Source organism: Roseomonas sp. 18066 (assembly GCF_902706185.1).
Taxonomy (GTDB): domain Bacteria; phylum Pseudomonadota; class Alphaproteobacteria; order Acetobacterales; family Acetobacteraceae; genus Pseudoroseomonas.
On the sequence record NZ_CACSJM010000004.1, the window covers coordinates 74,253 to 92,664 of the forward strand.

The 18,412-nt window shown below is 69.0% G+C and carries 14 protein-coding genes and 2 pseudogenes; 13 read left to right on the forward strand and 3 right to left on the reverse strand.

Annotated features, from left to right (window positions below; translation table 11 throughout):
* Positions 1-32: 32 nt before the first annotated feature.
* From GVN67_RS01690 to GVN67_RS01710, 5 genes are read left to right on the forward strand one after another with little or no spacing between them, the layout of a single operon-like run.
* Positions 33-1,010 carry a tripartite tricarboxylate transporter substrate binding protein gene (locus tag GVN67_RS01690; protein WP_159992529.1) on the forward strand — a complete coding sequence of 326 codons (978 nt, stop codon included), beginning with the start codon at positions 33-35 and terminating at the stop codon, positions 1,008-1,010.
* Positions 1,010-1,984 (forward strand): D-2-hydroxyacid dehydrogenase family protein, encoded by a 975-nt coding sequence (locus tag GVN67_RS01695; protein WP_159992530.1) that lies wholly within the window; start codon positions 1,010-1,012, stop codon positions 1,982-1,984. The genes GVN67_RS01690 and GVN67_RS01695 overlap by 1 nt, the downstream gene beginning before the upstream one ends.
* 14 nt (positions 1,985-1,998) lie before the next feature.
* Positions 1,999-2,832: an enoyl-CoA hydratase/isomerase family protein gene (locus GVN67_RS01700; protein WP_159992531.1), complete on the forward strand. Its 834-nt coding sequence runs from the start codon at positions 1,999-2,001 to the stop codon at positions 2,830-2,832.
* Positions 2,829-4,898, forward strand: a complete 2,070-nt coding sequence (locus GVN67_RS01705; RefSeq protein ID WP_159992532.1) for an acetate--CoA ligase family protein — start codon at positions 2,829-2,831, stop codon at positions 4,896-4,898. The genes GVN67_RS01700 and GVN67_RS01705 overlap by 4 nt, the downstream gene beginning before the upstream one ends.
* On the forward strand, positions 4,895-6,247 hold the full coding sequence (locus GVN67_RS01710) for an MmgE/PrpD family protein (RefSeq protein WP_159992533.1): 1,353 nt from the start codon (positions 4,895-4,897) through the stop codon (positions 6,245-6,247). The genes GVN67_RS01705 and GVN67_RS01710 overlap by 4 nt, the downstream gene beginning before the upstream one ends.
* Before the next feature lie 39 nt (positions 6,248-6,286).
* Here GVN67_RS01710 and GVN67_RS01715 read toward each other — a convergent pair whose 3' ends face one another.
* Entirely contained in the window at positions 6,287-7,165 is an 879-nt protein-coding gene (locus tag GVN67_RS01715; RefSeq protein ID WP_159992534.1) for a LysR family transcriptional regulator, read from the reverse strand.
* Between the two features lie 113 nt (positions 7,166-7,278).
* Between GVN67_RS01715 and GVN67_RS01720 the strand changes: the two genes are divergently transcribed.
* The 4 genes and pseudogenes from GVN67_RS01720 (at position 7,279) to GVN67_RS01735 (ending at position 11,523) form a co-directional block, all read left to right on the forward strand.
* The gene (locus GVN67_RS01720; protein ID WP_159992535.1) at positions 7,279-8,247 is read left to right on the forward strand and encodes a tripartite tricarboxylate transporter substrate binding protein; all 969 of its coding nucleotides are present in this window, start codon (positions 7,279-7,281) and stop codon (positions 8,245-8,247) included.
* Positions 8,247-9,689, forward strand: coding sequence for a CoA transferase (locus GVN67_RS01725; RefSeq protein ID WP_200845086.1), 1,443 nt, complete (start codon positions 8,247-8,249; stop codon positions 9,687-9,689). The genes GVN67_RS01720 and GVN67_RS01725 overlap by 1 nt, the downstream gene beginning before the upstream one ends.
* 193 nt (positions 9,690-9,882) lie before the next feature.
* Positions 9,883-10,687 (forward strand): annotated as a pseudogene (locus GVN67_RS29860) (tripartite tricarboxylate transporter substrate-binding protein).
* A 35-nt stretch (positions 10,688-10,722) separates the two neighbouring features.
* Complete coding sequence (locus GVN67_RS01735; RefSeq protein ID WP_159992536.1) at positions 10,723-11,523, forward strand: SDR family NAD(P)-dependent oxidoreductase; 801 nt, start codon at positions 10,723-10,725, stop codon at positions 11,521-11,523.
* A 595-nt stretch (positions 11,524-12,118) separates the two neighbouring features.
* On the opposite strand, the gene GVN67_RS01740 is transcribed toward GVN67_RS01735, so the two are convergent.
* Positions 12,119-12,652, reverse strand: coding sequence for a hypothetical protein (locus GVN67_RS01740; RefSeq protein ID WP_159992537.1), 534 nt, complete (start codon positions 12,650-12,652; stop codon positions 12,119-12,121).
* Between the two features lie 899 nt (positions 12,653-13,551).
* A pseudogene (locus tag GVN67_RS01745) lies at positions 13,552-14,195 on the reverse strand (SOS response-associated peptidase).
* 470 nt (positions 14,196-14,665) lie between these two features.
* Here GVN67_RS01745 and GVN67_RS01750 point away from each other — a divergent pair.
* The 4 genes from GVN67_RS01750 to GVN67_RS01765 all read left to right on the forward strand — a co-directional run bounded on the left by GVN67_RS01750 (position 14,666) and on the right by GVN67_RS01765 (position 18,354).
* Positions 14,666-14,986, forward strand: coding sequence for a hypothetical protein (locus GVN67_RS01750; RefSeq protein ID WP_159992538.1), 321 nt, complete (start codon positions 14,666-14,668; stop codon positions 14,984-14,986).
* 203 nt (positions 14,987-15,189) lie between these two features.
* Positions 15,190-15,612, forward strand: coding sequence for a PadR family transcriptional regulator (locus GVN67_RS01755; protein WP_159992539.1), 423 nt, complete (start codon positions 15,190-15,192; stop codon positions 15,610-15,612).
* A 55-nt stretch (positions 15,613-15,667) separates the two neighbouring features.
* A complete protein-coding gene (locus tag GVN67_RS01760; RefSeq protein ID WP_159992540.1) occupies positions 15,668-17,131 on the forward strand; it encodes an NAD(P)-binding domain-containing protein in 1,464 nt (487 codons plus the stop codon).
* Positions 17,128-18,354 (forward strand): MFS transporter, encoded by a 1,227-nt coding sequence (locus GVN67_RS01765; RefSeq protein WP_200845089.1) that lies wholly within the window; start codon positions 17,128-17,130, stop codon positions 18,352-18,354. Before GVN67_RS01760 ends, GVN67_RS01765 begins: the two co-directional genes overlap by 4 nt.
* The last annotated feature ends 58 nt before the right edge of the window (positions 18,355-18,412 follow it).

Consider the following 18,412-nt stretch of genomic DNA (forward strand, 5'->3'; position numbering starts at 1 on the left):
CGCATGGGCAAGCCACCGGAGGAAGCCCGCCCATGAAACGTCGTACCGCCCTCATGCTGCTGCCTGCGCTGGCCGGGCTCCGCGCCCCGGCTGTGATGGCCCAGGGACGCTACCCCGATCGGCCAATCCGCCTCATCATCCCCTTCGCTGCGGGCGGCAGCAACGACATCGTCGGCCGCGTCATCGCCGAGGGGATGGGCGCCCGGCTTGGCCAGTCTTTCGTGGTCGAGAACCGGGGCGGCGCCGGGGGCGTGCTCGGCAATGAGGCGGTGGCAACGGCGCCGAAGGATGGCTACACGCTCCTGCTGGGAGGCAGCGGCAGCTTCCTGATCAGCAGCCTGGTCCAGCCGAAGCTGTCCTACGACATCATCCGGGACTTCGCGCCGATCGGCTTCATCGGCAACGCGCCCAACGTCATCACGGTGAACCCGAAGGTCGAGGCCCGCACCATGGGCGAACTGCGCGACCTGGCTCGCCGCGCCAAGCCGCCCCTGTCCTATGCCAGCCCTGGGGTCGGCACCACGGGCCACGTGCTGGGGGCGCTGCTCGCGCTCGAATTCGGCGCCGAGATGGAGCACATTCCGTATCGCGGCACCGGGCCCGCCATCACCGATGTTCTTGCCGGGCGCGTGCAGATCCTGACCAACGCCGCGGCGCCGCTGCGGCCCCATATTGCCTCAGGCGGGCTGCGTGCGGTCGCCGTGGCCGCCCCCCGCCGCCTCGAATTCCTGCCCGAGGTGCCGACCACGGTCGAACAAGGCTTCGCGAAAGTACTCTCTTCAACCTGGTACGGCATCCTGGGCCCGGCGGGCATCCCAACGGACCGCGTGGCAGCGCTCCATGCTGCGCTGAACGCCACCTTGGCCGACGCCGCTGCCAAGCAACGGCTGGCGGAGGAAGGCGTCGAGATCGAGACGAGCCCGACGCCCGCCGACTACGCCCGCTTCATCGAGACTGACCGCACTCGGTGGCAGGAAGTCGTGACGCGCGCCAACATCCGGGCCGAGTGATGCCGCGCGCGCCGCTCCACCGCATCCTGGTGCTGGACGATTTCGGCAATGCCGCATCAGGCGCCGCCGATTGGTCGGGCTTGCCTGTCACCTTCATGCCCCGGAAGCTGGACGACGACGAGCTCGTCGCCTTGGTCACGGCTGAGAAGGCTGATGCCCTGGTGCTGATCCGAGAGCGCAGTGCCTTCCCGGCAAGCCTGGTGCGGCGCCTGCCCGGATTGCGGCTGATGGTGACCACCGGCATGCGGAACCGGGTGCTGGACCTCGACGCCTGCGACGCCGCGGGCATCGCCGTCTGCGGGACCCCTTCCCTGGCTTCGCCAACAGTGGAACTGACCTGGGGGCTGATCCTCTCGCTCGCGCGTGCCATTCCGCAGCAGGAGCAGCGGCTGCGTCAGGGCGCCTGGCAGCAGGGCGCCGGGCTGGGGCTGGAAGGCGCGGTGCTATCGGTCGCCGGTCTGGGACGCATCGGCGCCGGGGTCGCCGCGATCGGCCGGGCCTTCGGCATGCGGCTGCTGGCCTGGAGCCCCAACATGACGGCGGCCACCGCCGAAGCCGCCGGTGCCGAGCTGGTCAGCAAGGAAGCATTGTTCCGCCAGGCCGATATCCTGACGCTGCATCTCGGCCTCGGGCCCGCCACGCGTGGCATTGTCGGCGCGGCGGATCTGGCGCTGATGCGCCGCGGCGCGTTGCTGGTGAACACCGCGCGAGGCCCCCTCGTGGACCAACCGGCGCTGATCGCCGCCTTGCGCAGCGGCCAGCTGGGCGGCGCCGCCATCGACACCCACGAGCCCGAGCCCATGCCTGCTGACGACCCGATCCGGGAGGCGCCCAACGCCCTTCTGACGCCCCACCTCGGCTACGTCACGCAGCAGAACTTCCGCCACTACTTCGACGGCGCGGTGGAATGCCTGCGGGCGTGGAATGACGATGCCCCCTTGCCGCGGCCGCTGAACACCGCAGCCAAAGCCTGACAAGGACCAACTCCATGAGCCGCCACGCCTCTGAATCCGACGCCATCCTGCTGCAGGCCGAAGGTCCTGTCGCTGTGCTCACCCTGAACCGACCGGCGGCGCGCAACGCCATCGACGACGACATGCGCGCAGATCTGATGGCGGCGCTGGACCATGTGGCCAAGACCGACAGCATCAAGGCGCTGGTGATCACCGGCGCGGGCAAGGGTTTCTGCGCGGGCGGAGACGTCAAGTCGATGCAGGCGCGCCTGGCCGTGCCGCCAGGCGAGGTGGCGCTGAACGGCTGGCGCAGGCAGCAGCGCACGCACCACGCCATCGCCATGCTGCATGCGCTGCCCAAGCCGACCATCGCCGCCGTCAATGGGGCAGCCACCGGCCTGGGCTGCGACGTCGCCCTGTGCTGCGACTTCATCATCGCCGCCGATACGGCGCGCTTCGCCATGACCTACATCCTGCGTGGTCTGATCCCCGATGGCGGCGGCATGTACTTCCTGCCGCGCCGTGTCGGCCTGCCGCGCGCCAAGGAACTGATCTTCTCCGGCCGCACGGTGGAGCCGGAGGAGGCGCTGCGGATCAACATGATCGACCGCGTCACGACCGCCGCGACACTGCTGGACGACGCTCGCGCCTGGGCCGCCGAGCTCAGCCACGGCGCCCCCGCCGCCTTGGCCCTGAGCAAGAACATCCTCGATCAGACCTTCGAGCTCTCGGTGGAGCAGATCTTCGCGCTGGGCAGTCAGGCACAGGCCATCTGCTACAGCTCCCGCGAGCATCAGGAATCTGTCGCGGCCTTTCTGGACAGCGTCGCGCAGCGTCGCGCTGCCAAGGAAAAGGGAGAAGTGGCATGAGCGCCATCGGCGCCCTGCTGCGCCCGCGCAGTGTGGCGGTGATCGGCGCCTCCGCCGACGCCAGCAAGATGACCGGCCGCCCGATCGGTTACCTGCAGAAGTACGGCTTCACCGGCGACATCTGGCCGGTCAACCCACGTGCCGAAAGCATCGCGGGCCTGCGCAGCTTTCCCGACGTGGCAGCTCTGCCAGGCGCACCCGACGCGGCCATCGTGCTGCTGGGCGCGGAGCGCGCGGAGGCCGCGGTGCGCGAGCTCGCGGCCAAGGGCTGCCAGGCCGCCATCGTACTAGCCAGCGGCTATGGCGAAGCCAATGAGGAAGGGGCCCGGCGGCAGCAGGCGCTGAAGGACGCGGCGGGCGGGATGCGGTTGCTCGGCCCCAACACCATCGGGCTGGTGAACCTGACGGACGCCATGATGCTTTCCGCCACTGGCGCGCTGGAAGTCGGAACCCTCGCCCCCGGCCGCATTTCCGTGGTCTCGCAAAGCGGCGGCATCCTGGGTTCGCTGCTGTCCCGCGCGGCGGATCGGGGCATCGGATTCGCCAAGCTGGTCTCCACGGGCAATGAGGCCGACATCGACAGCAGCGAGATGATCGCGCACCTGGTCGATGACGAGGCGACGGACGTCATCGCCGTCTATATGGAAGGGCTGCGGCGGCCCGAAATGTTCAAGCAGGCCGCACGGCGGGCGGCCGAGCTGGGCAAGCCGATTGTCGTCTACAAGGTCGGCCGCTCGGATTCCGGCGCGCGGGCGGCGACGTCGCATACTGGGGCCCTGGCGGGGGCGGACCGGGTCTACGACGCGCTGTTCCGGCAATATGGTGTCATCCGCGCCGAGAGCTTCACGGATCTGCTGGACATCCCTGCGGCGCTCGCGACCGGGCGCCGCATGAAAGGGGATCGTGTCGCCATCCTGACCTCGACGGGCGGCGCTGGCACGCTGCTGGCCGATAATTGCGGCCTGGCGGGCATCGATGTCGCCGCGCCGGACGGGGCGACGACCCAGCGCCTCGCCACGCTGCTGAACGAGGATCCCGGCGCGATCGGTCGCAATCCGGTCGATGTCACGCTGGCCGGGCTGCGCCCGGAGCTGTTCCGCGGCGCCATCGACGCGTTGCTGGAAAGCCCGGGCTACGATGCGACGGTCGTCGTGATCGGCTCCTCCGCCCTGGCGACACCGGATATCGTCACGGGCGCCATCGTTGAGTGCCAGGCGCGCAGCGAGAAGCCGGTGCTGGCTTATGTCAGCCCGCACGCCCCGCATCTGGTGCGGCTGTTGAATAGCCAGGGCATCCCGGCCTTCGCGGCGCCGGAAAGCTGCGCCTCGGTGCTGCGCGCCCTGCATCGCCCGGCCCTGCCGCCGCTGCCTAGCCCGGTCACAGAAGACACCCCCATTTTGGCAGGCCTGCCCGCCGGGAACCTCAACGAGGCCGAGAGCAAGGCCCTCTTCGCCCGCTTCGGCGTCCCGATGGCCCGCGAGCATGTGGCGGCCGATGCCCAGGCCGCCGCGGAGGCCGCGCGGGCGCTGGGTGGCGAGGTCGTGCTGAAGGTGCTGTCCCGCGCCATCGCCCACAAGAGCGACATCGGCGGCGTCCGCGTCGGCCTGTCGCCCGCCGAGGTGCCGGAGGCTTGCGCCACCATGCTGCAGCGGCTGACGGACGCCGGTGCGCCCGTCCCGGAGGGCTTCCTGGTGCAGGAGCGCGTCCGTGGTGGCATCGAGATGATCCTGGGCTTCCACCGTGACCCGCAGCTCGGGCCGGTGATCCTCCTCGGCTCCGGCGGCGTGGCAGCGGAACTGTTCCAGGACACGACCCTGCGGCTGCTGCCCATTGTTCGCAAGGATGCCGAGGCGATGGTGGAGGAGTTGAAGGCGGCCGTGCTGCTGCGCGGCTACCGCGGCGCTCCGGCGGCCGATGTCCCGGCCCTGGTGGACACCGTCCTGGCCTTCGCTACCATGGCGGGCACCGCGGGCGAGCGCCTGCTGGAAGCGGAGATCAACCCGCTTTTCGTGCTGCCGGAGGGACAGGGCACCAGGGCGGTCGACGGGCTGGCAGTGCTCCGGTGACCCCGGAACCCCTGCCCGTCCTGGCGGCCCATGCGGCGCTTTGGCGGGATGCGGCCTGGCCGGACGGCCTGGAGCACCATGCGCGACGGGCCCTGCTGGACTGGTTCGCCGCGACCCTGCCCGGTGCGCGGAAGGCACCGGCCACCTTGCTGGCGGCGGCTCTGGCGGATGAGCGGGGTGAAGGCGCTGCGATATGCTATGTGGACGGGCGGCGCGGCTCCGCCCGACACGCCGCTCTGCTGAACGGCATCGCCAGCCACACGGTCGAGTTCGACGATATCCACCGGGATTCCGGGTTGCATCCCGGCAGCCCGACCGTGGCCGCGGCACTGGCGGTGGCGCAGGCGCGCGGCGCCAGCATGGATGCGCTGCTGCGGGCCATGGCGGCGGGTTACGAGATCGGTGGGCGGATTGCCCTGGCGGTCCAGCCCAGCCACTACCGCATGTGGCACACGACCGGAACGGTGGGCACCATCTCGGCAGCGGTGGCCGCTGCCATGCTGCTGGACTGCGACGCCGTTCAGATCGGCCATGCGATCGCTCTGGCGGCGACCATGTCCGGTGGGTTGCAGCAGGCCTTCCGCGGCAGCGGCATGAGCAAACCAATGCACCCGGGCCATGCCGCCGAGGCAGGCGTGCTGGCGGCTCGGGCGGCGGCGGCCGGTGTATCGGGGGCGCCGGACGTGCTCGACGGCCCGGCTGGCTTTGCCGCGGCCACCAGTGACTCCACCGGGCGTTGGGACATGGCTTTGGCGGACCTGGGCCACCGCTTCGTCATCGGCGACATGACGTTCAAGAACCACGGCTGCTGTGGGCACATCTTCCCGGCGCTCGACGGCCTGCTGGCGCTGCGAGACCAGCATTCTTTCCAGCCCGAGGAGGTGTCATCCATCCATGTCGCCGGGTATCGCGCGACGGCAGAGGTCTGCGACCGGCCCTCCGCGCAGACCGAGCAGGAGGCCCGGTTCAGCCTGCAGTACTGCATCGCGGCGCTGCTGCACCACGGCGCCGTCCGGCTGGATGCCTTCACGCCAGAGCGGCTGGGCGACCCGATGCTGCATGCCTTCATGCCGAAGGTCTCTGTCAGCGTTGCTCCAGAGCTGGCCGATGCCTATCCGAGGCGCCGGGCGGCCCGGCTCCGGCTGGAGCTCTTAGATGGCCGGGTCTTCGAGCACGAGCAGCCCAACCGGAAGGGCGATCCAGAGGATCCTTTCACCGATGATGAGCTGGACGCCAAGTTCAGCGAACTGGCGGAACCCGTCCTGGGGAAGCTGGCGGCGGTGAGCCTTCGCGATCTGATCCGACACGGTTCAGAACTTCCTGGCCTGGCGTTACCCCCGTCGGCGTGACCGCGCGACCTGACGACGCGTTGCAGGCGGCCCATCGCTTCACCGGCGCAACGCAAAGCCGACGAAACCTTCTGCCTGTCGCGACAGCGGCCGCCGCCGCGACTGCAGCAGCCTGGCCTGCACCGCCACCTGCGGCCTGAAGGGTCGCACCTGAGCGCCGCGTGCATTCGCGGGCATGAGGGCGAACCCGTCCAGCACGGCAATGCCCGCCCCTTCCTCGGCAAGGGCACAGGCGATCGATGATTGTGAGACTTCGATCGCGACCGTCAGAGGCAGACCAGCTTGCTCGAAGGCATGCTGCAACAGGATCCGCACGGGCTGGTGGGGCGCGACGCAGATCAGCGTCTCCTCCACCAAATCCTGGGCAGTCAGCGATTCCTGCTGGGACAAGGGATGTCCGGGCGGCAGCACGCAGCCGAGCTCCCGCTCAGCAAGATCGCGAACCATAACGCGAGAATCACCCACCGGACCCATGGCCAGGCCGAGTTCCACCCGATGGTCGATCACGAGACGGATCACCTCTTGCAGGGGATGGGCACGTATCGAGAGCGCCACATCCGGATGGGCTTGCCGGAATTGCTTGACCAGTTGCGGGACCAAGCCATGCGCGAGGGTGGGCGTCACCGCCAGGCTCAGCAGCCCGCCTTTCCCTTCACGCAGGTCCCGACCCAGGCGCTGCACCAGCTCGATGCCTGCCAAGGCGCTGACCACCTCGGGGAAGAGCGACAGGGCTTCCGTGGTCGGCAGCAACCGCTGCCGCTGGCGCAGGAACAGACGGAAGCCCAGCCGGTCCTCCGCCTGCTGCAGCATCTTGCTGACCGCTGGCTGTGAGATGTTCAGCGCTGCCGCCGCCGCGGTGACGCTTCCCAGTTCCATGACCTGGCGGAAAAGCGCCATCTCCCGCGGCGTCAAGATCATAACTAATTCTCATGAGATCAGGGGTAATCGGTATTTGAGCCTATAAACGCTCTGCTCCACAACTCCCCCCAAGGGCCACCAGACCGGCTCATGGGAGAGAAACCGTGCACCGATTGACGCGCCGCCTCGCGCTGGCCCTGCCAGCAGGCGGGCTTTTAGCAGCGACCCGCCGGAGCGCCCGGGCACAGGCCCCCTGGCCCGCCAAGCCAGTCACCGTCATCATCCCCTTCGGCCCGAGCGGCGGCGCCGACGTCGTGGGCCGCCTGGTCTTCGCACAAGCTGGTGCCGCCGACGGGCCTGGCTTCGTCATCGAGAACCGCGCTGGGGCTGGCGGCAATATCGGTGTCGAGGCGCTGTCCCGTGCCGCCCCGGATGGCTACACCCTGGGCACCATCGCCATCAGCACCCATGGCGTGAACCCGACGCTGTACCGGCGCCTCCCTTTCGACCCCGTCGCCGACTTCACGCCGATCGCCCTGCTGTCGCTGCAGCCGGTCGTGGTCGCGGTGCGGGCGGAATCGCCGATCCAGGACCTGGCCGGGCTGGCACAGTGGAAGCAGGGCGAGCTCACCTACGCCTCGGCGGGCAACGGCACCTCGGGCCATATGGCGGGGGAGCTGCTGCGGCTGCGCACGGGCCTGCCGCTGCTGCACGTCCCCTATCGCGGTAGCGGCCCGGCCTGGACCGACACGCTCGGCGGCCGCGTCGATCTGGTGATCGACAATGTCCAAGCCGGGCTGCCGCACCATGCCGCGAAGCGGATGCGCATTCTCGGCGTCAGTTCGGCAGCCCGCATCGAGGTGCTGCCAGAGGTCCCGACCATCGCCTCGGTCGTGCCCGACTACGTGGTGAATTCCTGGAACGGGCTGGCGGGCCCGGCTGGGCTCCCGCCGCCCATCCGCGACCGGATGAACGGGCTGGTGCGGCAGTGGCTCGGCCAGCCCGCGCTGCAGGCGCGTTTCCGCGATCTCGGGATTGGTGTCCCGGCCGACACCAGCCCTGAATTCCTCGCCGACTTCATCAAGAAGGAAATCGCGCTATGGGCTCCGGTGGTCCGGCAATCCGGTATGCAGCCTGACTGATGGACGGCTCCCCTCCCCGCCAGGTCCGCGCCTTCGACGCGCTGATGGCGATCCGCGGCGGCCCGGCGCTGCCCGCGGCCGAGGTCTCGATCGACGGCGCCGACCCCTTCTTCCGCACCCCCTTCAAGGCGGGCGAGGTCGCCGCGGCGGCCATCGCGGCCTGCGGCGTCGCCGCCAACGACCTCTGGGCGCTGCGCGGTCATGCCCGGCAGCGGATCGAGGTCCGGGTGCCGGAGGCGGCCGCCACCCTGCGCACGGTGGACTACACCCGGGCGCGGGGCGCTGATGGGCAGCACCGCCATGTGCCGATCCCGCAGGCCATGGCGCAGATGCTGCGCGTCACCCAGCCCTGGCCTACCCGCGACGGGCGCTGGTTCCTGCCGCATCTCAACCTGCCGCAGCTCAGCGCCCGCGTGCTCGGCGTGCTGGCCTGCGAGAACACGCCGGAGGCCGTCAGCGCCGCCGTGGCGGGCTGGGAGGGCGAGGCGCTGGAAGAAGCCGTCGCCGCGGCCGGGGCCTGCGGCGGGCTGATCCGCAGCGCCGAGGAATGGCGTGCCCATCCCCAGGGCGCCTACCTGGCAGGCAGGCCGGTCGTCGAGATCGACCGGCTCGGCGCTTCGCCGCCGGAACCCCTGCCCGCTGGCCCCCGCCCGCTCGCAGGCATCCGCGTGCTGGACCTGACGCGTATCCTGGCCGGGCCGGTGGGCAGTCGCGGCCTCGCCGAGCAGGGCGCCGACGTGCTGATGGTGACCAGCCCAGACCTGCCGCAAACGCCGGAGCATGTCCGAGACACCAGCCATGGCAAGCGCAGCTGCTTCCTGGATCTGAAGACCCCCAGCGGCGCCGCGCGCTTCGCCGAGCTGGTCCGCGAGGCCGATGTCGTGGTCGACGGCTACCGTCCCGGCGCCCTGGCGCGGCTCGGCTTCGGCGCGGCCGCGCTGGCCCGGCTGCGGCCCGGCCTCGTCCACCTGTCCGTCAGCTGCTTCGGCTCTGGCGGCCCATTCGCCGATCGCGCCGGATGGGAGCAGGTCGCCCAGGCGGTGACCGGCCTCTGCGAGGCCCAGGGCCGCCTGACCGGGGCTGGCCAGCCGAAGCTGATCTTCGCGCCGGTCTGTGACTACACCACCGGCTATCTCGCCGCCTACGGCGTCATGCTCGCTTTGGCGCGACGTGCCCGAGAGGGTGGCAGCCAGTCGGTCAAGGTTTCCCTCTGCCAGTCGGCCATGCTGCTGCAGCGCCAGGGCCTGGTCACTGGCTTCGAGAAAGCGCCCGAGGTGCTGACCGAGGCGCAGTTTGCCCCGCTGCAGGTTCGGGAAGACGGCATCCATGGCGACCTGCTGACGCTCGGCCCGGTGCTGCGGATGTCGCAGACGCCGCCGCGCTGGGACCGGCCGACGCCGGAGCTGGGCAGCAACCGTCCGGAATGGCTGGGACGCTCATGACAGGGAGGAAGCAAGAATGACGATGTCACGGCGCGACTGGCTTCGCCTCGGGCTGGCGCAGGCCTGCAGCGGCTTGGCTGCCCTGCCCGCTCTGGCGACGGAAGCGAGTTTCCCTTCGCGCCCGATCAGGGTGGTCGTGCCCTTCGCCGCGGGCGGCGGCACGGATGTCGTCGGGCGCGAGCTCGCCCAGCTGATGTCGACCGAGCTCGGCCAGCCGCTGGTCATCGACAACCGCGCGGGTGGCGGCACGGTGCCGGGCTCCGACCTGGTCGCCAAGGCGCCGCCGGATGGCTACACGCTGCTGCTGACCACCTCGGCGCTGGCCATCAACGCGTCGCTGGTCAAAGGCCTGCCCTACGACACGCTGCGCGACCTCACCGGGGTGGCGCGGATCTGCCACGGGCCGAATGTCATCGTCGTCCGCCCTGACAGCCCGCACCGCTCGGTCGCCGACATCATCCGGGACGCCAAGGCGGCGCCAGGCGCGCTGTCCTACGGATCCTCCGGCAATGGCTCGGCCGTGCATCTGGCGGCGGAGCTGTTCAAGCTGACCGCAGGGCTCGACATCATCCACGTGCCCTATCGCGGCGCGGGCCCGGCCTATACCGACCTGCTGGGTGGCAGGCTCGACATGGTCTTCGCGACCGCGGGCGGGGTCGCCAATCTCGTGAAGTCGAACCGGCTGCGGGCGGTAGCCCTCACCTCGCCGCAGCGAAGCGGCCTATGAAGGGGTGCCGACGGTCGCCGAGACCTTGCCGGGCTACGAGGCCGAGGTCTGGTATGCCGCCTTCGCCCCGGCCGCGACGCCCGCGCCGGTGCTGGCACGGCTGCAGGCGGCGTTGCAGCGCGCCGCAGCCACCCCCGGCTATCAGGCGCGGCTGACCGGCGAGGGGCTGACGGTCGCCGTCTCGAACCCGGCCGAAATGACGGAATTTCTCAGGACCGAGGAAGCTCGCTGGCGTCGCGTCGTCACCGACGGGCGGATCGTGTCCGACTGATGTCCTGGTCAGGATCGCAAGAAAGGAAGACCCGCATGAGCAAGGGCCGCCTCGAGGGGAAAGTCGCCATCATCGTCGGCGCGGGCCAGCAGCCCGGCGAGACGCTGGGCAATGGCCGTGCCGTCGCCGAGCGCTTCGCCGAGGAGGGCGCCGCGCTGCTGCTGGTCGACATCAATGCCGATTGGGCGGCGGCGACGCAGGCGGCCGTGGCGGCGCATGGCCATCCCTCGGCGGTGCTGCAAGCCGACATCACCCGGGAGGATGACTGCGCCGCGATTGCCCGCGCCTGCATCCAGCATTACGGGCGGATCGACATCCTGCACAACAACGTCGGCCGGTCCCGCGGCGACCGGAAGACCGCCGAGATGGATGCGGCGATGTGGGACGAAATCATGGCCATGAACCTCAAGGGCATGTTCATGACCTGCAAACACGTGCTGCCGCAGATGGTCGCGCAGCGTTCCGGCTGCATCGTCAACGTCTCCTCCACCGCGTCGCTCTCGGCGCGCCCGACGGTCGCGTACAAGACCAGCAAGGGCGCGGTGAACACCCTGACCCAGCACATCGCAATGGAGAACGCCGCGCACGGCATCCGCGCCAATGTCATCCTGCCCGGGCTGATCGACACGCCCATGGCGATCGAGCGCCGTGCCCAGGAACGCGGCGTGCCGCGCGAGGTCGTCCGGGCCGAGCGCGAAGCGCTGGTGCCGATGCGGCGCATGGGCACCGCCCAGGACGTCGCCAACGCCGCGCTGTTCCTCGCCTCGGACGAGGCCCGCTACATCACCGGCGTCATCTTGCCGGTTGATGGCGGGCTGCTGGAGAAGCGCGGCTGAACCAGCGTCAACCGAGTGGCTTCGAAGGTCGCTGCGCGGCAGCGAGCGTCGGCATCTGCGGTAGGCGCCATGGCAGCGAGGTATCTTAGCCTTGGACAGAGGAAGCGGGTGCGTCTCGCCACGGCCGCTGCGTTCTGAGAATGAGGTCACCTGCACCAAACACGGACCTGGAGCACCTGCTCAAATGCTACGGCAAGGAGAAAATCATCTGCGTAGGCCTGTCGCCAAAACCTGCTTAGCGGCGACGGCGGGCGTCGGCATGCTTCCACATCACCCGCGTGCATGACGGAACCGCGGCTGACTGGCCCGAGGCCTACCACGTAGCGCTCATGATCGACGGCCTAACCTACGCGCACAAGATCCTGACAGCCGAGGAACTGGTGACCGCCATCAGGGCGTCGGCGCCCGCCAGCGCCTGAAGCTCGTCGCCTGCCATTGGCGGCGCCGATCTGGCGCAGCCAATGGCCTCTTTGCTCGTCATTGGGTTAGAAAATGTGAACTAAAATCTGCGGCAGGAGACGCACAGTTCCTTCTCGAGACTTCTGTACTTGGAATGCCGCAACCCTGTTACAGGCCGCTGTGAAGCGCCTAATGCTCAAGCCTTCGACCTTCTCGCCTTTCCGGTAGTTCCGCCCGCCAGGCCAGCTCCATTTGGAAGCGACGCGCCACCTAATGGCTTGGCCTTCTGGCGTCCAACGTTCCTTGTGGAAGCCGCATCCGAAGCGGACACACCAGCGTCGCTCAGACTGCTCAGCACCTCGACCGGCGGCTCCGTAGCCTCTGGCATCGGAAACTTCTGTTCCCACGGCTGCCAAGTATTTAATGGAGGACAGATTGTCTCCAAAGGACCGCCTTTCTTTCTCTCAATGAGGATGGTTGCCGCCACGAGCAGGGCATCCTCCGCACTGCGCAAGGTGCAATCTTGCACCTTCCTGTTTTTAACAGGGCGTTCCTCAACAAGGCGCCAGCTGACAATCTGGGGCGCCACCTTCAAGCCAGTCTTGTTGCCGTCCTGGAGAACGTTCCCCGCCGCATCAGTGCTGAAGACCGCATTAGCCAGGAGGATCGTTCCCTGCTTTGGTCCTTTTGGAGGCTTCGAAGCGGCACGATGGTTGTTCACTTCAAGCACGTAGGCCTTCGAGCGAGCCTCGAGGTACTCCAACTCCGGTGCAAATCTGGGCTCGAGACGTCGAATCGCGTCCAACGTCAGCTTCCTGCTCCCCCAAAACATCCAGCCTAGATGATGGTGATCCCCCAGTCGCTCCAGTGCCCAAATGGCAGATCGCAGTGCTCCAACCAGGGACCTGGTCTCTTCTTCCAGGCGCTCTCGATATTTCGCGGTCCGCTTCGCGGTGCTGGCCGCCCCGACTGACGGATCACTTGGCGGCCGCCCTCTCCGCCTGGGCGCGCTTTCCTGCAAAGTCGATGACTTCTTGGCGCAAGGTGCCACCTTGGCCGAAGCACCACTGAAGCCCTCGACTTCAGCAGATTTCGTGGCGTCACAGATTTCAAGGGCTTGGCCCTTTCGGGTTCGGCCTCCCTTGTAGCTGTCCCGTGAGGAGCGGCTCGACGACATAGCGTGCGACCTTCATCCATTTCGTGACGTCACGATAATCGAGTGAGTCGCTTGCTGTCGATCGTCCATTCGTGACGTCACGAAAATTTAGCTCTGCAAATTATCGACGGCCCGTTCGTGACGTCACGATATGCAACTGGCTTCCGCCGAAAGAGATGTTTCCGTGACGTCACATTAATTAGCCGACGCAGGTAGTCGGTACGCTTTTCGTGACGTCACGATACGTTGGCAACCTATGTGGCTGAAGGACCATCGAACACCGCTTGCCGGGGGTGCAGGAGAGCAGCCCAGCCGGATTACTGGAGCAGGCTACGCATGGGATGGCTTCACCGATGGTGAAGTCTGTGGGGCGGATGCCGGGTCGCAGGGCGGCCCGCCTTGTGACACCGCCCGTGGTCTGACTAGCGCCTGTCCAGTCAACTGAGCCGAGCATCGGGGCTGAGAGCGGTGGGTCACTCCGGATCCATTCGATTGCCCTTGGACACGATGAGCATCTGGTCGTCGGGCAACGGCCGCTGGAGCTCGCGGGCGATCTCCCACGGCGCCTCTACCCAGGTGTTCATCTCCTCCGGCGTGGTCAGCAGCACCGGCATTGCCTTCGCGTGGATGGCGCCGACAGTCTCATTCGGGTCGCAGGTCACGAAGCCGTAGAGCTCGTGCTCTCCCTCGACCGGGTGTGACTTGGGCCCACGCGTGCCGTTCCAGCGAGTCCAGATCCCCGCGAAGGCGAAGAGCGGCCGCTCTGGCGCCAGGCCAAACCACACTGGCGTCTTCTTGGGCTTCGTGTCCTCCCATTCCGGAAATGAGGTCACAGGCACCAGGCAGCGGTGCGCCGGGCCCAACCACCGGCGCCAGTGAGGGCTGCAGGTGTTCCGGATGTTCGTGACGGGGTGGCCGCCGTACTGCTCGGGTCCGGCATGCCCCAGCGCATCATGGTGAGCTCCCGCCCGCCGTCCTCGGCTTCGCGCACGATGGGCGCCATGCTGTCGGGGTAGATAGCGGGGAGTGGCGGGAGGTTTCCCGTGCGGTCATGGAGCGACCGGGTGAGCTCCAGGATGGCGCGCTGGTTGCTGGTCGTCGAGTAGAGGTTGCACAAGACCGTTCTGCCTCCGCCGAGGCTCCAGCTGAACGCTGACGCCAATATTCACGCAATCGTCGATTACAGGGTGGGGGCTGCTCGGCCTACCTAGCCGCCCGAAGCAGGCTTTCCAGCCGAATGGCACCGCTCCAGCCAGAGAGCGTGTGCGAGCCAAACGAACCCGGCTAAGCCTCCCGCTGTGGAGGCCGCGCCAGCTAGCCACATACCCACCACAACCGCTGCTTTTCCGATAGTGGCTCCCGGATCCACGATACCCTCCAGCCAGCCTGCGGGCATCGGCTCGCCGCCGAAGACCGACAGCGCCGCCAGAGGCGCGGCGATGGCCGCCATCTTCAAGGTGTAGGTTGCCAGGCTCATCTTCTGCCCCCGCTTCTCGGCACCGAAACGTCCAGGCAGCATAAGAGGTTCACCGAAGCTTGCCAGAGCTCATGGCATCCAGGGTAGGCTTGTCCCGAGGAGGATTGCCCATGCCGTCTTACCCTGTCGATCCGGCGATCCAGGCGGAGGCTCGCCGTCTTGCTTCGGAAGATCTCGACCGCAACCTTGGCGCCGTCGCCGAGATGCTGGCCGAGCGTGGCCATCATGGTCCCGATGGCAGGCCATATGCCGCACGCACCGTGGCCAACTTGCTCGACGAGGAACTTGTCCGGAGGCGCGAGGACCGGCAGCGGGCGCTCAGGGCCGAGGCAGGTGCCGACTTCAGCCGCTGGCTTGCCCAGCATGGCCAAGAGTTTGTCGCGGGTGGTACGGATGCTTCCCTCCAGAAGGCAGCCTCGCCCGAGCGCTGATTTTCCGACCTCTGACGAGGCCCTTGTCTGGCGGAGTGACCATCCCGCCCTGCACGATCTCGTCGACGGACGACGGTCTGCCTGCAGAATGGGAAGCAAGGTAGGTCATCGCCATCCAATACAATGCCACCTGCGGATTGCCGCTTGACACCCCTCCGACAGATAATCTTGATACATCGCCCTCCAAGGCATAGGGTCCCGACATGCCAAAGGAACCCGCCCTGCGCGCTGTCCCCCGCCCCTCCCTGGACTTCACGGACCGGACTTACTGGGCCGGGACCATCAAGATGGCGCTGAGCCGGTTCTTTGTCCTCCAGGTGCTGCACGATGGCCCCGCGCACGGCTACGACATCGCCCGTGCCGTCGAGCGGACCACGAATGGCTGCTGCTCGCCCTCCGAGGGCGCCCTGTACCCAACGCTTCGCGAGTTCGAGCAGGGCGGCTACCTGACATCCGCGCCGGAGGTCGTCTCCGGCCGCGAGCGCAAGGTCTACACGCTGACGGATAGGGGCCGCGATGCCTTCAAGGTCGGCCTGGAAGCTTGGATGGACGCCACGGCGGCCCTGACCGAGACCGACCGCGCCGCCGCCGCCCGCGACCAAGCCCAGCGCGCCTGCCGATGCTGACCGTTGGTTTGCCCACATGCATCGCCCACCGAGGCATAATGAAGGGGACTGACAGATGACCTCCTGCTGCTCCGCTACGCCGCGCCCTCAGAACAGGGCCTCTGATGGCCACGACGCCCTCAGGTCGCTGCCTGTCGCCATCATCGGCGGCGGTCCGGTCGGCCTCGCCGCCGCAGCTCACCTACTGGAGCGTGGCCTCGAGCCGGTCATCCTGGAAGCCGGTCGCTCCGTCGGCACGGCGCCGCTCGCCTGGGGCCACGTCCCCATGTTCTCTCCCTGGCGCTACAACATCGACCGGGCGGCCCAAACCCTGCTGGAGCGGCACGGCTGGACGGCGCCGGACGCCGACGGGTTCCCGACCGGGCGCGAGCTCGCCGAGGACTATCTGGCGCCGCTCGCCGCGCTGCCGGAGATCGCTGGCCGCCTGCGCCTGAACATGCGGGTGACCGGCGTCGCCCGGCAACGCGTGAGCAAGGTCCGCGACGCCGGGCGCGGGGAGCAGCCCTTCGAAGTCAGGTTCCAGGCAGACGGACGCGAGGGCCGCCTCCTCGCCCGCGCCGTCATCGTGGCGACGGGCACCTGGGGCAACCCGAGCCCGGCCGGTGCCTCCGGCCTGCCCGCTTTCGGCGAGCGCGAGGCCGCCGACCGGATCCGCCACGGCATGCCCGACGTCCTCGGCGCCGAGCGCGGCCGCTACGCGGGCAAGCGCGTCCTCGTCGTCGGCTCCGGCCACTCGGCCATCGGCACCCTGATCGACCTCGCCAGCCTGGCCGCGCAGGCGCCGGGCACCGCCGTCCTCTGGGCTGCCCGCACCGCCGACCAGGCGCGGGCCTACGGCGGCGGCGCGGCCGACCAGTTGCCGGAGCGCGGCGCCCTGGGCCAACGCCTGCGGCACCTCGTCACGTCTGGGGCCGTTGAGCTGCTCGCGCCCTTCTCCGTGGATGAGGTCCGCCGGGGCGCCGATGGCTCCCTGCAGGTCATGGGCCTCGAGGGTTGGGCGGTCGAGGTCGACCAGATGGTGGTCGCCACCGGCCTGCGGCCTGACCTTGGAATCCTTGCCGAAGTCCGCATGGACCTGGATCCGGCGCTGGAGTGCCCGCGCGTGCTGGCCCAGCTGATCGACCCCAACCTGCACTCCTGCGGCACCGTCCGGCCGCACGGCGCCTTCGAGCTCCAGCAACCGGACAGCGGGCTTTTCCTTGCCGGGATGGCCAGCTACGGCCGGGCACCGACCTTCCTGCTGGCCACTGGCCACGAGCAGGTGCGCTGCATCGCCGCCTTCCTGGCGGGCGACCTCGAGGCCGCGCGCCGGGTCGAGCTCGAACTGCCGGAGACCGGCGTATGCAGCGGGAGCCGCGCGCTCCCCGGTGCCGCGGGTTCCGAGGCGCCATCCCCGTGCTGCGCGCCCCCGGTCCTGCAGGTGGCCTGCTGCGGACCGAAGCCGGAGTTGGTCAAGGAAACGACGTGCTGCGGGGCGGGGACCAACCGGGCGACCGCACCGGCCGAGCCCGCCGAATGAGCCAGGCGGCAGTTCCGGAACACTCCCCCGCCGGTGCGCTGGCGGGCCGCAACCGGGTGACGGTCGTCTCGGCCATCGGCGTCGGCCAAATCCTTGCCTGGGGTTCCTCCTACTACCTGCTGGCCGTCCTGGCCGGACCGATTGCCGCGGACACCGGCTGGCCGTTCACCTGGATCATGGGCGCCCTGTCCATCGGCATGCTGGTGTCCGGCCTGGCGTCGCCGCGAATCGGCCACCTGATCGACCGGCACGGCGGCCGCCCCGTGCTCGCCGCCAGCGCCGTCCTGCTCTCCGCGGGCCTGCTGCTGCTCGGACTGGCGCCCAGCCTGCCGGTGTTCGTGCTCGCCTGGGTGGTGCTCGGGCTGGCCATGGGTGCCGGGCTCTACGACCCGGCCTTCTCGACGCTGGGGCGGCTCTACGGCGAGCAGGCACGCTCGGCGATCACCCACGTCACCCTGTTCGGCGGCTTCGCAAGCACGGTCTGCTGGCCGCTCAGCGCCTTCCTGGTTGACCATCTGGGCTGGCGCGGCGCCTGCCTGACCTACGCCGCCATCCACCTTGCGGTCGTGCTGCCCCTCTACCTGTTCGGCGTGCCGCGCAAGTTAGCCAAGCCCGCCGCACCGCCCGCAGCCGCCAAGGCTGCCCCGGTGCAGGGCCACGTGCAGGCGGGCCAGCGCTACGCCTTCGTCGTGCTGGCAGCGGGGTTCACCCTGGCGGCCGTCATCATGACCGTGATCTCCGTTCACCTGCTGACGCTGCTGCAGTCGCAGGGGTTGGCGCTGGCGGCGGCCGTTGCCTTGGGCACGCTGATCGGCCCGGCGCAGGTCGGCGCCCGCGTGCTGGAGATGCTGTTCGGCAAGAAAGCGCATCCCATCTGGAGCCTAGTCGCGTCCGCGGTGCTGGTGGCGGTCGGCCTGGGCATGCTGGTGGGTGCACCGGGTGTCGTGGCGGCGGGCATCGTCATGTACGGCATGGGCAGCGGCATCCGCTCCATTGCCCGCGGCACGGTGCACTTGGCGCTCTTCGGCAAGGAAGGCTACGCCGTGCTGATGGGCCGTATCGCCATGCCGACCCTCATCGCGCAGGCGGCCTCGCCGTTCCTCGGCGCCTGGCTGCTGGACAGGTTCGGCGCCTCCACCACGCTGGCCGTGCTGTGCGGCGCCGCCGTGCTCAACATCCTGACGGTGCTGGCGCTCGTGCCGTACGCGCTTGGACGCCGCTGAGAGTGATCCGTCCCATAGAAGAACGAGGCGCCCGTGCCCGACCCCAACCCATCCGCCC

Excerpts from the sequence above, each read along its gene's own strand:
- GVN67_RS01750 (WP_159992538.1), top strand. The coding sequence starts at position 14,666 with ATGCCGTCTTACCCTGTCGATCCGGCGATCCAGGCGGAGGCTCGCCGT.
- GVN67_RS01690 (WP_159992529.1), top strand. The coding sequence starts at position 33 with ATGAAACGTCGTACCGCCCTCATGCTGCTGCCTGCGCTGGCCGGGCTC.
- GVN67_RS01765 (WP_200845089.1), top strand. The coding sequence starts at position 17,128 with ATGAGCCAGGCGGCAGTTCCGGAACACTCCCCCGCCGGTGCGCTGGCG.
- GVN67_RS01695 (WP_159992530.1), top strand. The coding sequence starts at position 1,010 with ATGCCGCGCGCGCCGCTCCACCGCATCCTGGTGCTGGACGATTTCGGC.
- GVN67_RS01725 (WP_200845086.1), top strand. The coding sequence starts at position 8,247 with ATGGACGGCTCCCCTCCCCGCCAGGTCCGCGCCTTCGACGCGCTGATG.
- GVN67_RS01760 (WP_159992540.1), top strand. The coding sequence starts at position 15,668 with ATGACCTCCTGCTGCTCCGCTACGCCGCGCCCTCAGAACAGGGCCTCT.
- GVN67_RS01755 (WP_159992539.1), top strand. The coding sequence starts at position 15,190 with ATGCCAAAGGAACCCGCCCTGCGCGCTGTCCCCCGCCCCTCCCTGGAC.
- GVN67_RS01700 (WP_159992531.1), top strand. The coding sequence starts at position 1,999 with ATGAGCCGCCACGCCTCTGAATCCGACGCCATCCTGCTGCAGGCCGAA.
- GVN67_RS01735 (WP_159992536.1), top strand. The coding sequence starts at position 10,723 with ATGAGCAAGGGCCGCCTCGAGGGGAAAGTCGCCATCATCGTCGGCGCG.
- GVN67_RS01715 (WP_159992534.1), bottom strand. The coding sequence starts at position 7,165 with ATGATCTTGACGCCGCGGGAGATGGCGCTTTTCCGCCAGGTCATGGAA.
- GVN67_RS01705 (WP_159992532.1), top strand. The coding sequence starts at position 2,829 with ATGAGCGCCATCGGCGCCCTGCTGCGCCCGCGCAGTGTGGCGGTGATC.